This window comes from Mycobacterium sp., assembly GCF_049683355.1.
Classification (GTDB): Bacteria; Actinomycetota; Actinomycetes; order Mycobacteriales; family Mycobacteriaceae; genus Mycobacterium.
On sequence record NZ_JBAUJB010000189.1, the window covers coordinates 1 to 12,583 of the forward strand.

Genomic DNA, 12,583 nt, shown 5'->3' on the forward strand with positions numbered 1-12,583 from the left:
GCACCTTGGCTGAACTTGTCTCGGCCCGGGTCGGGAGTCTGCCAGAGGAGGTGCTGGCCTGCCTGCTGGCGGTTGCATGCGCGGGAACCGTGTCGACGACGACGGTCGCGCAGGCCATCGATCGCGATGCTGCGCAGACCCTCGATCTACTGAGCCGAGCTGAGGACGACGGAATCGTCGGCTTCGACGGGTGCCGCGTCCGGTTCACTCATCCGCTGCTGGCCCAGGGCGTCTACGCCGGCGCCACGGCGAGTGCGCGGCGTGAGATGCACCGACGGCTGGCCGAGGTGATCGATGAGCCCGAGCTGCGAGCCCGACACCTGGCCTTGGGCGCCACTGCCGCCGATCCGGCGATTCTGGGAAAGCTGGACGATGCAGCTCGCTCCGCGAATGCGCGCGGAGCTCCGGCTGCCGCAGCGGAACTGCTCGACATCGCCATTCAGCATGATCCCGACAGCACTCCGCAGCGTCGGATCCGAGCGGCCCGATACCACCTCGCCGCGGGCGACCCGGGCGCGGCAAGGGCATTGTTGGAGACGGTCGTCGAGGCGCTGCCGAAGGGGTCGTTGCGTTCGAAAGCGCGGGCGCAGTTGGCCGCGGTGCACCTGTTCGACAACCATTTCCTCGAAGCCGCCGCCCTGCTCGAGCGTGCGCTCGCTGAGGCCGGGGAGGATCCGGCGCGCCGGGCCCAGATCTTGACGGCTCTGGCGTTTGCCGTGTTCAACGGCGGACATATCGAGGCCTCGATCGCGTACATCGAACAAGCCGAAGCTTTTTCCGAGAGGGCCGGGTTGCCGCTGCTGTCGTGCCAGGCGCTCACGATGCGGGTCCATTTTCGCTTCATGCGAGGTGATGGTCTCGACGAGGCTGCATTGCAGCGGGCAATGTTGTTGGAGAGCGAGGCCGGCCACGTGCCAGCCCCGTTCCGGCCAAGTTTGCATCGGGCCTGCCTCCTGTCGTGGACCGGCCGGCTGGCGGAGGGCCGCGACGAGTTGTTGGCGATCCGGCGCCGCTGCATCGAACGGGGCGAGGAATCCGAGATGCTGCCGGTGACGTTCAACAGTTTTCTGGTCGAGCTGTGGTTGGGGCACATCGATGCCGCGCAAGCTGTCGCCGCTGACGCGATGGAGCGCGCCGAGCAGCTCGGTGGCGAACTCGCCACCGGAATTGCCCACACGATGCAGGCCGCGCTGGCCGCCTACGCGGGGAAGGAGGACTCCGCCCGGGGGTTCGCCGAGGAGGCGATCGCGGCGAGCCGGCGCAGCGGCGCAACGACGCTATTGGTGTGGCCGATCTCCATACTCGGATTTCTCGAGGTCTCGCTGCACAACCATGAGGCTGCGACTGCGCTGCTGGAACCGGCTTTGGACGTTCTCGACACGATGCCGGCAGCAACCGAGATCATCACCGCACCGTTCGTCGCCGACGCAGCCGAGGCGCTCGTCGAGGTAGGTCGGTGGGAGCGCGCCGAATCGTTGATCGAACGGCTGGAGCGCAACGGCGCGCGCCTGGAACGCACCTGGCTTCTGGCTGCCGGCACGCGCTGCCGGAGCATGCTCCATGCGGCGCGCGGGGATCTGGCCGCCGCGACACGCAGTGCCGAAGAGGCGCTGCAGAGGCACAAGCAGTTGCCCATGCCGTTCGAGCGGGCCCGCACCGAACTGCTGCTGGGCAAGCTGCAGCGGCGCCGGCGTCATCGCGAGGCCGCCACCCATTCGCTGCGCCGCAGCTTGGCGGTGTTCGACGAGTACGGCGCCCCGCTGTGGGCCGAGCGTGCGCGCGCCGAACTCGCCCGTGTCGATGTCACGCTGGGCGGGCCCGCCGCCCTGACCGTCTCCGAGCAGCGCGTAGCCGAGATGGCCGCCGCGGGATGCACCAATCGGGATATCGCGGCGGCCCTGTTCATCAGCCCGAAGACGGTCGAGGCGAACCTGGCGCGCACTTATCGCAAGCTCGGTATCCGCTCGCGCAGCCAGCTGGCCCGGCATCTGAACCCCAGCGACCTATAGGAGGGGGTGCAAGGGAAACCCCTGATTCCCCGCACCCCGAGTTCTGGTTAGTTTCCTGCCCATGACACCGGCCGTAACCCAGCGCTTTCTTGCGGAGTGGTATGTGCAGAAGTGCGCCGAGGGTGACGTCAACGACGTCGTGGCGCGGTTGTATGCGGCGATCACCGGGCCTGGCGCATGTGCTGCCGTGCGCCTGGTGGTGACCCTCGCGGTGCCGGCCGATGAGGTGGTGTTCGGCCTGTTCGAGGCGCCGTCCGCAGAATCCGTCACCTCCACATGTGAGCGGGCCGGCCTGCCGCCGATGCGGCTCAACGCGGCGCTGCACGCCGGTCTGAGCGGGTCGAGGGTGTCGGGATAGGGATTTCCCTGATTCGGCGGGGCGGGTTGGCCTTCTACCTTCGGAGCGTCCACAAGTGTGCGCTGGGTGAGGGGTTGTTACGGATGGAGTCGGCGAAGTACGTGTCGCGGGTTGGTGCGTTGGCGGTGGCGCTGGGTTTGGGGTTGGCGATGGCCAACAGTCCGGCGCTGGCGTCGGCCGAGTCGTCGGACGGTGGGGCTTCGTCTGATTCGTCGAAGTCTGGTTCGTCGAAGTCTGATTCGCCGAAGTCTGAGGGGTCGAAGTCTGAGTCGTCGGATAAGGACGGCGCTGGTAGTGACTCGGTTTCGGACCGCGGGGAGTCGGACTCCGATGTCGGTGAAGGCAGCGACCTCGACGACGAAGGCGCGGACGAGGACGCGGAGACTGAGGCCGATGAGGTCGCTGAGGAGCTGGGCGCTGAGGAGCTGGGCGCTGAGGTCGACGCCGAGGTCGAAGCCGACGGTGGCGATATCGAGGAGCCCGTGGAGGTCGTCGAGCAAGGCCTCGTCGAGGACATCGGCAATGGGGACTCCGAGGTGGAGGTGTTCGCGGACGAGGTGCCGGAGCCGGTTGCCGAAACTGTAGAGGTGTCCGAGCCTGAGCCGGCCGCTGCGGCGACGGAGTCGGAGCCGCCGGCGCGCGGGTTGCAGGCCCAGCCGGGGACGCTTGTCGAAGTAGCCTCGAGTGCGTTGGGCGCGGCGATGGCGCCGTTGGCCGCGCCGGCAGCACCCGCGGCACCGGCGGCTCCGTCGCCGGCGTTGTTGGGGATTTTGGGGTGGATACGTCGGGAGATCGAGGCGACGTATGCCAACTACAGCATTTCGATCAACGGTGTGCAGCTGGTGCAGAACGGCACTGCGGTGGCGATCTCGGACGGGTTCGGCTCGATCGCCATCGCCTATGGGGAGAACGCGACGGCCACTGCGCAGGGGTGGTTCTCACGTGCGGTGGTTCGTGGTGACGACTCCACCGCCGAGGCGATCGACGGCAACTTCAATCGGGCGCGGGTGTACGGCGACAACAACAATGCGACCTCCAGCGGTGACTTCAGCAGGGCGATCATCCGCGGCGGCGGCAACACCGCAGTCTCCAACGGCCACGGCATCACAGCCAAGATCGTCGCCGACGGCAGCGTGGCCTCTGCCGACGGTCGCTACAGCGTCGCCTACATCAACGGCGCCAACAGCGCCGCTTCGGCCAGCGGCAGGGTCGCGCGGGCCATCATCTTCGGCGACAGCAACGCAGCGGATGCGAGCGCCGCGGACAGCGACATCTTCGCGACGTCGTTGATCATCGGAGACACGAACTCGACCACGGCGAACGGGGCCTTCTCCAGGGCCGTGATCATCGGCGAACTCAGTAATGCCACAGCTGCTACCGGCGATTTCAATCGCGCTGTCGCGGTGGGTGAGGGCAATATCGTTCGTGCTGCCGACGGTGATCGCAACACCGCCATAGCTGTCGGCGACTACAACGCCGCGCTTGCTCGAGATGGTGACCACAACACGGTTGTGGTGCGCGGCAACAATAATGGCTCCACGGAGACGCCGCCATCCTTGGACGGAGTGGTGTTCGCGGGAAACGGCGACCGCAATACCGTCAGGGTTCGGGGGAACAACAGCGAGGCAAGTGCGGACGGTGACCGCAACTTCGTCCGGGTCGACGGTGTCGGCAGTATCGGCGTCGCGGCCGCGAGCGCGAGAGTGGTCATCGTCGGAGACGACAACCTGGCCGGGGCCGAGGAGCGCAGCTTCTCCTACATCCGAGGCGACAACAACGTGGCCAGCGCGGTGGATAACGCGACGGCCGTCATCATCGGTTCAGACAACGCCGCGGAAGCCAGCAGCCGTGGCCTCGCCGTCATCGTTGGCATGAACGACTCCGCAACTGCCAACGGCGTGGGCGGAGCGACGATCGTGCTCGGTGACAATAATTCGGGATCAACGGCGTTCGGTGAGAACCTGGTGTTGCTCGTCGGCGACGAAAACACCGCCACCGCCATCGCGGGCGGCAACCGAAACACGGTGCTGGTTTTCGGTGATGACAACGGTGTGCTGATCGATTCCGGCGATCACAACAGCGTCGTCATCACGGGAGCGGGCAACGTCTCGAGGGCGGGTGATGGCGACCACAACACCGTGGTCATCCGCGGAAACGACAACGGTGAACGCTTCTTCGGTCCGGACGCTCCGCCCAACGAGTTCGTCACCGCTGGATCCGGCGACCGCAACACGGTGCGGATCGCCGGTGACGGCAACATCGCCGAAGCCACTGACGGTCACAGCGTGGCTTATATCCGCGGCGACGTCAGCAGCGCCTACGCCCGCGGCGAGGGTGCGAGCACTGCGCGAATCGTTGGTGAGTCGAACAGCGCCACAGCGTTTGCGGGCGCGGGGTCGCGGAGCCGAGCCGTCATCATCGGCTCCGACAGTTTCGCCAACACCGTGGGTAACGACGGCTCGACTGCGATCGCGCGCATTGTGGGTTCCGGCAGTAACAGCCTGTCGTTCGGTCAGGACGGCGCCAATGCGACCAGCCTCGTCATCGGCACGGATAGTTCCACCGTCGCTTCCGCATTCGGCGAGGGCGGCTTCGACCAGGGCGCCACGGTCATGCTGATCGGCGACGATAACGCGGGTACCGCTTCGGCCGTCGACTCTCGCGCCACAGTCCTGGTGCAGGGAAGCGGCAATAACGGCACGTCGGAATCGACAGACGGTGGACATGCCTTTACGAAGATCGTCGGTGACGGCAACACGGCCGATGCCGACGCCGAAGACGGCCGGGCGGTGATCGTGGTTCGTGGCAACGAGAACGAGGCGACCGCCGCCGCTGACGGCGGGGGATACGCCACCGTGCAGCTGATAGGCGGGCTCAACGAGGGAACTGCTGCGGCGACGGGCGGCCGCGCCCAGGTGGTGATCGTCGGCGCCGGAAATGATGGTCTGGCCATCGCCGACGACAGTCGAGCGTCGGTGAGCATTGTCGGCGACGGAAATTTTTCCACTGCCCTGGCGAACGACAACTCCTACTCCAGGGCAACGTTGCGGGGCGATGCAGCCACGCTCAATGTCGACGCGGGCGTCGATTCGGTGTCAAGAGGGGTGATGGTCGGAGACGGCAACACCATCCTCGTCAGCGCCGACGGCGGTAGCCGCAGCGTGGGACGAATCATCGGCGATTCCAGCGTCGTCACAGTCGACGCTATTGGCGGGGCGTTGGGAATCGCCGAAGTCGTTGGCAGCAACAGTTCGGCTTCTACCGAGGCGTACGGCGGCGCATTCGGCCGTGCGTCGGTGTACGGCACGTCTAGCGCTGTCGCGACCACCAACGGCGACGCTATTGCGGTTGGCAGGGACAACGTTGCGACGGCTGACGAAGGTGCCGCCGTACGCCTCGTAGGGAGCGACAACAGCGGCGCCGGCTATGGCGAGGACAGCCTTGTCGTGGTGATCGGGGACGGCAATGTGGCTGGGACGGGATTGGGTTTCACCGGCAACCGCATCTATGTCCAGGGCAACGGCAACACCGCTGAGATCGGCGACGGTGACCACAACACCGTAAGGGTCTACGGCGACAACAACCTGGGTACCGCCCGTGGCGGCGATCACAACACCGCTCTCGTCAGTGGTCGGCAATCCAACGCCGAAGCCGGCTGCTCCTTCGCCACCACCGACGGTTGCGACGGCAACACCGCGACCGTTCGGGGCAGCCAGAGTTCGGCGATCAGCGGTGGCAGCTTGGGCCTGGGCGTGGGGGGCGACAACAACACCGCCACAGTCCGGGGAAACGGCAGCAGCGCCACTGCCGCCAACGGCGACAACAACTACGCCAGCGTGCGCGGGGACGGCTCCGACGCCGGAACCGGAGATGACGTGGGTAGCAACAACACGATGCTCACTCGCGGTGACAACTCCTCGACGCGACGGCTCGGCCCGGGAGACGACAATGTGGCCTACGTATTCGGTGCCCTAAGCGCCGCGCAGGTGCTCGGGAGCAGCAACATCGCCGTGGCGATCGGGACGTTCAGCAAGGCCGAGTCCGGGTTTGACTTCGATGACCCGCTGAACAGCCCTGACAGCGAGTACAACCTGGCCGTCGTGGTGGGCGGGCAGAGCGTGGCGTCAGCCGGCCCCGGTGATGGCAACACCGCGATCGCCGTCGGCTACGACCTGGATGCTGCGACCGGTCCCGGCGACGGGCTGACGGTGGTGAAGCTGTTCGTCGACGAGTGACCCCTCCGCCGGCGTCAGCCCCGCGCAACGGAAGCCGGCTGATCACAGCCGCCACAGCGACTCCTGCGCCACGCTGGCCACCAGGGTTCCGTCCTGGTCGACGATGGAGCCTCGGGCCAGGCCGCGGGCGTCGCTGTGGCTGACAGCCTGGGCGTCGTAGAGATGCCACCGCTGCGGGTCGAAGGGGCGGTGCAGCCACATCGCGTGGTCGAGGCTGGCCGCCCCGCCGCGGGGCATCTGCTCGCCGGGCGGCCGGGCAATCGCCACCAGGCCCACGTCGGAGATGAAGGTCAGCGCACACGCCCGCAGCAGCGGATCGTCCTCGATGGCGTGCCGGCTGCGGAACCACATCGGCTGGATCGGCCAGTCGTCCATGCCTGCGCCGGCGGTGCGGATCTCGAAGTGATCGGCCCACTGTTCGGGTAGTGGGTTCGCCAGCGTGGTGTCCGGCAGCGCGACGCTCGGCGCTTCGGGGCGCTGCCAGTCGGTGGTCGTCTCGGCACGGTGAAACGAGGCCAGCATCTCGAAGATCGGAACCCCGTCCTGGCTGGCGGTGACCCGGCGGGTGTTGAACGACTTGCCGTCGCGGGTGAGCTCGACGACGTACTCGACGTCGACGCCGACCCGACCCCCTTTGATGAAGTACGCGTGTAGCGACTGCGGCAACCGTCCGGGCGCCAGCGTCGCACCGGCCGCGGCCAGCGCCTGCGCGGCGATCAAGCCGCCGAAGAGCCGGCCGCCGGCGCCGAAAGTCGCTGTACTGCGGAAGTTCTCGCCCTCACCGTCGAGCTGTACCAGTTCGGCGATCCAGCTCGGCATGGTCCTCCATCGGTGTTCAACGCAGTTGACACATGTTAAGGGTTCGTCGTTGATGGCCCCCACTGTGGGGCTGGATCGAGATTCGGCGATTCGGCATCAGCCCGCTAACTGCAGGTCTAGGCTCGGGCTCAAGTGGGAGGGGGTCCCCGGGGTGGTGCAGCAACATATTGGATGGGTCGCCGGTGTTGCGGTGTCGGCAGGTGTCGGGGCCGCGGTGCTCCTCGGTGGGGCTGCGGTGGCCGCCGCGGACACCTCTACGTCGGACAGCGCGGCGTCGGACACCTCTACGTCGGACAACGCGGCTTCGGACATCAGCGCCGCTGACAAGCGCGACGCCCGCGACGAGCGTGCCGTCGAAGCGCCAGAGTCGGCGGACGAGGACACCGGAGTGTCCGATGACGAGGACATCGCCGACGAACTGGCCGACGAGGCCGACGAGCCTGACGACGATATGGCGGACGTCGCGGCCGACCCAGAAATCGACGACGTCGATTTCGTCGAAGCCGACGAGGATGTCGACGACTCGCTGCCGGCGCAGACCCAGGCCGTCGCTGCAGTGGTGTCGTCGGCACGACGTGCCGCCGAGGAATCCCCCGATGCCATCGTGGCCGCAGATGTCGCGAACTCGGCACCCACGGTCACGACATCGGTCGACCGCCCCGACGGGCTGACCGGGGTCACCGACGTGACCGTCATCGGTGAGGACCCGGACGGCGACGAGCTGAGCTACACCGCCGACCGGGCCAGGTTCGGTCGGGTCACCGGTGACGGCGCAGGCGCCTTCACCTACACACCCACCAGTTTCTCCCGGTTGCTGGCCCGGTTCCTGCCGTTCGTTCGATCCGACCGGTTCGCTGTCACCGTGAGCGACGGTCGCGGCGGGGTCACGTCGACGACGGTGACCACCATGATCGTCCCCCTCAACAATGCGCCGAGAGCCCGGGGCACCACCGTGAACACGCCCAACGCGGGCACCGGTGCGGTCACCGGCAGGGTGACCGCCGTCGACCCCAACTGGGACAAGCTGAGCTTTGTCGCCGCCACCACCCAGACCGCCAGGGGCAGCGTCACCGTCAATGGCAACGGCACCTTCACCTACACGCCGACGGCCGCGGCCCGCCATCAGGCTGCCGCCGCCACCGCAGCGCCGACCGACCGTACCGACATGTTCCGGGTGGCCGTCGCCGACGAGTACGGCGCCGTCACCGAGATCCCGGTGACGGTGGCGATCAGCCCGTTCAACACCGCGCCGACCGGGGGCGCCACCGTCAACGCCCCGGATGCCACCAGCGGCGTCGTCACCGGGGCGGTGATCGGGACCGACGCAGACGGCGACACCCTGACTTACAGCGGTTCCGCCACCACCGAGAAGGGCACGGTCGTGGTGAGCGCGGACGGTGCGATCACCTACTCGCCCAACGACATCGCCAGGCTCCTCGCCGGATCGGTCTACGCCACTCCGGCTCGACGGTCCGACACGTTCGGGGTGACGATCTCCGACGGACACGGCGGCAGCACCACCGTGACGGTCAGCGTCGTGATCACTCCTGATACCCAGTCCGCGGCGACGGTGCCACAATCCACGTTCTGCGGCTGCACCTTGATGCCGGCCGACACCATCTATCACGCCGATATCCGGAATCTGCCGACGCTGTCCGAATCGGACGGCTGGATCGAACTCCTCGGCGGTAGCAGGGGTGCCACCCTGCGTGCGGGCTGGGGCGGCAACGAGTGGATGGGCAGCACCGGGGGTATCCCGGTGAATGTGGTCGGCGCCGACCATCCCATGGAGACAGTGATTTTCAATCGCGGCTATTCGACCTCGGGCCCCGGTATCGACGACCGGCCGTACGCGATCCCGGATCGCCCTTTGGTCGAGGGCATGCCGTCGTACCCGGCGTGGGACCGGCACCTGTTCGTGTTTCAGGAAGGCACCTGCATCTCCCAGGAGTTGATCAACGTCGCCAACGGTGTCGAGTTGCCCGGCGCTGGAGTTCTCGACATCCTCGGCAACGCCCTCTACCGGTCGATCTGGGGGTCGTCCTGGATCGCGCAGGGCGGCGTGCACTACGACATGAGTTCGGCGCTGTACCCCAGCATCGGCTTCGCCAACGCGGCGAGAATGCCGCAGGTGCCGATGATGCTGCGGCCCGACGAGATCGAACGAGGGTATGTCGACCACATGCTTGGCATCACAATCGCCAAAGACCTTGGCGCAGGGTATGTCTGGCCAGCACGGGCCGGTGACGGCAGCGGCGCCGACGGCGTGCCGATGGGCATGGTGTTCCGGCTGCGCGACGACGTCGACCTCAGCGGATACGCGGAATCCACGCAGGCTGTGCTGCGTGCCTTGCAGGTGCACGGAGCCGTCATCTTCGACTCGGGCGGACCGGGCAAAGACGGGATGAACCTCGTCGGGATGAGCAACGGCTGGGAGGGCATCGACCTGGCCGGCATGCAACGGGAACTGTCCACGATTCCGCTGCAGTGGTTCGAGGCCGTCGACGTCACGGGCATCGCCGTCGATCCCGCGACCGGGTGGCAGGTCGCCTCACCCGCACTCTAGGAGTCGAAGAGATGGCTGCGACCGACGACATGACATCGTCGTCGCAGCCACCTCCGACAACTCCGGTCAGGCCGGCTTACGGAACCGCTGGATTCCCCACGCGAGGTGGCCCTGATCGGCGGCGTCCACCCAATTGCGAAGTCCGACAACCATTTTGTCGAGGTAGGCCGCCGACGACCGCTGCTCCAACTCGGCGCGCCGGGACTCCAGTTCTTCTCGCACCCGGTCGTAATGGGTGCGCAGGTTGCCGACGAGGTCGACCTGGTCGAGCACCTCGAAGCCGACGGCCTGGGCGGCTTCCCGGTAGAACCGCATCGACCCCAGATCGCGCAGGTTGAGCCGGTCGTAGACGGGTTGCAGCACCCCGTCGGGCACGTCGTCGGCCTGCATCGGATCGGTGAAGACCAGTTCTCCGCCCGGCTTGAGCAGCCGGAACGCCTCGTCGATCACCTTGCGCCGGTCGGGCGCGTGCAGGAAGGCGTCCTGGGCCCAGACGACGTCGACGCTACCGCTCGGCATCGGGACGTCGTCGAAGCTGCCGTGGATGACGCGGACCTGGCGATCCAGTCCGGCCTTGCGGTTCTTGGCCCGGTTGGCGTCGTTCTGCGTCTCGGAGATGTTGACGCAGGTCACGGCGCAGCCGTGCGCGGTGGCCAGGCGGCGCGCCGAGCCCCCGTACCCGGCGCCCAGGTCGACGACCACGCTCGAGGCGTCGAGCCCGGACAGCGTGCCCGCCATCCGGTCGACGGTCGCGACCCCGGCCGCACCGATGTCGCGGGTGTCCTCGTAACACCCGACGTGGATGTCCTCGCCGCCCCAGATCAGCGAGTAGAAGTTGTCCGCGTCGTCGCTGTCGTAGTAGGCCTCGGCCTCATCGGCGGCCGTGGGTCCGGTCTCCACCGACTTCTCCGCCACGTGGACGAAGAAGTCGGGTTCGTTCTCCTGGTAGGTCTCCTGGAAGTCGCCGTAGGTGCGGACCCGTTCGAAGCCGGCCTCCCGGATCAGGCGCCGCATGTAGTTCTTCCGCAGCGGGAACATGTTCAGCGTGTACTCGGCGCCGTCGGGGAACGTGTACTTGAACCGCGCCAGCCCGTCGTCGACGTGTTCGGGCTCGGCGGAGACCTGGTCGCCGCAGTAGTAGTACTTGTGTTTCGACGTGAAGCCGTGGTCGAGCATCTCGTCGTAGTTGCGCTGGTCCAGGATCAGGATGCCGTCGTGGCGCAGCGCGGCGTAGAACTCGGCGAGTGCGCGCCGGCGGTCCTGCTCCTCGTGAAGATGGGTGAAGGAGTTGCCCAGGCAGATGATGGCGTCGTACTTGCCCTGGATGCTCTTGTTGAGCTCGCGCCAGTCGGCCTGGACGCTCTTGAGGATCAGCCCGCGCTTCTTGCCGTTCTCGAAGGCTTTGGCCAGCATCGCGGCCGAACCGTCGGCGCTGGTCACGTTGAATCCGGCGCCGGTGAGCCGGACCGAGTGGAAACCGGTTCCGGTGGCCACGTCCAGCACGCTGTTCTTGTCACGTGCGCGCAGCACGTCGATGAAGAACCGGCCCTCGGACTGGGCCCGCGCGTCCCAGTCGATCAGCTCGTCCCATTTCTCGACGAAGCTCATCACGTATTCGCCGCGGTAGAGATCTGTGTTGCGGTCGGCCAGCGGATCCTGACCGTAGTCTTGCTCGTGCATCCGTAGTTCGGCATTGTCTCGGGTGCTCGTGGAAGTCATGCGACCTTTCTTTGACGTGGGCTTCCGCACGCATCCGAAGACGCCGATGCGTGCGCTGTTCCGTCGTTCTGAGGACTGCGCACGCCGGGCGAAGGCGTTGCCGCGCCGTTCCCCGCAGAGCGGGGGACAGGAAACCGCCGCACCCACACCGCGGTTCCACCTTATTTTCATGGCCTCGTTCCCGCGACCGCAGGGGTCGGTGCGGCCGCCGGTCGTACGGTGAGGTGGCGTCATCACGGAGTCGTCACGAAAGGGAGAACATGTCCGAGCCAGAGCCGGCCGTGCTGGTCTTCGACGTCAACGAAACCCTCATCGACATCGAGTCGCTGCAACCGCACTTCGAGCGCATCTTCGGGGATGCCCGGGTGCTGCGGGAGTGGTTCGGACAGCTGGTGATGTACTCGATGGCGCTCACGCTGTCGGGTCGTTACGCCGATTTCGCCACCCTGGGGCGTGCGGTGCTGCAGATGACAGCCGAGGTGCACCGCGTCGACGTCGGTGACGACGACCTGCGCGAATTCGCCGCCGGGATGAAGACCATGCCCGCACATCCGGACGTCGCCGACGGGCTGACCGCGTTGCGTGACCACGGCTACCGGCTGGTCACCCTCACCAATTCACCCGCACCCCCGGACGGGCGCACCCCGCTGCACACCGCGGGTCTCGGCGACTTCTTCGAGCACCAGTTCAGCGTCGACCCGCAGCGGATGTTCAAACCGTCGCCGCAGCTGTACACCGCCGTCGCCGAGGACGTGGGTGTGCCGGCCTCGGCCTGCATGATGGTGGCCGCGCATCCGTGGGATCTGATCGGCGCGCAGGCGGCCGGGATGAGCGCGGCGCTGCTCACCCGCCCGGGCAACGCCGCGCTGCCGTTGCC

The 12,583-nt window shown here is 67.2% G+C and carries 7 protein-coding genes; 5 read left to right on the forward strand and 2 right to left on the reverse strand.

Features of this window, described 5'->3' with window-relative positions; genetic code table 11:
- The 3 genes from WA944_RS11315 to WA944_RS11325 form a co-directional block, all read left to right on the forward strand.
- Positions 1-2,009, forward strand: a 2,009-nt coding sequence (locus WA944_RS11315; protein WP_526609789.1) for a helix-turn-helix transcriptional regulator, incomplete at its 5' end; no start/stop codon positions are given.
- 61 nt (positions 2,010-2,070) lie between these two features.
- A complete protein-coding gene (locus WA944_RS11320) occupies positions 2,071-2,367 on the forward strand; it encodes a hypothetical protein (protein WP_526369322.1) in 297 nt (98 codons plus the stop codon).
- Between the two features lie 83 nt (positions 2,368-2,450).
- Complete coding sequence (locus tag WA944_RS11325; RefSeq protein WP_526369320.1) at positions 2,451-6,602, forward strand: beta strand repeat-containing protein; 4,152 nt, start codon at positions 2,451-2,453, stop codon at positions 6,600-6,602.
- 42 nt (positions 6,603-6,644) lie between these two features.
- Here the strand turns inward: WA944_RS11325 and WA944_RS11330 are convergent, their stop codons facing one another.
- The gene (locus tag WA944_RS11330) at positions 6,645-7,421 is read right to left on the reverse strand and encodes an acyl-CoA thioesterase (protein ID WP_526369318.1); all 777 of its coding nucleotides are present in this window, start codon (positions 7,419-7,421) and stop codon (positions 6,645-6,647) included.
- A 190-nt stretch (positions 7,422-7,611) separates the two neighbouring features.
- On the opposite strand from WA944_RS11330, the gene WA944_RS11335 reads away from it, so the two are divergent.
- Positions 7,612-9,987 carry a cadherin-like domain-containing protein gene (locus WA944_RS11335; RefSeq protein ID WP_526609792.1) on the forward strand — a complete coding sequence of 792 codons (2,376 nt, stop codon included), beginning with the start codon at positions 7,612-7,614 and terminating at the stop codon, positions 9,985-9,987.
- A 66-nt stretch (positions 9,988-10,053) separates the two neighbouring features.
- On the opposite strand, the gene WA944_RS11340 is transcribed toward WA944_RS11335, so the two are convergent.
- Positions 10,054-11,706: a glycine/sarcosine N-methyltransferase gene (locus WA944_RS11340; protein WP_526609794.1), complete on the reverse strand. Its 1,653-nt coding sequence runs from the start codon at positions 11,704-11,706 to the stop codon at positions 10,054-10,056.
- Between the two features lie 260 nt (positions 11,707-11,966).
- Here WA944_RS11340 and WA944_RS11345 point away from each other — a divergent pair.
- A partial coding sequence (locus WA944_RS11345) for a haloacid dehalogenase type II (RefSeq protein ID WP_526646942.1) occupies positions 11,967-12,583 on the forward strand: 617 nt, incomplete at its 3' end.

Bases quoted from the DNA above. Each gene is read 5' to 3' on its own strand.
- WA944_RS11320 (WP_526369322.1), top strand. From the start codon at position 2,071: ATGACACCGGCCGTAACCCAGCGCTTTCTTGCGGAGTGGTATGTGCAG.
- WA944_RS11325 (WP_526369320.1), top strand. From the start codon at position 2,451: ATGGAGTCGGCGAAGTACGTGTCGCGGGTTGGTGCGTTGGCGGTGGCG.
- WA944_RS11330 (WP_526369318.1), bottom strand. From the start codon at position 7,421: ATGCCGAGCTGGATCGCCGAACTGGTACAGCTCGACGGTGAGGGCGAG.
- WA944_RS11340 (WP_526609794.1), bottom strand. From the start codon at position 11,706: ATGACTTCCACGAGCACCCGAGACAATGCCGAACTACGGATGCACGAG.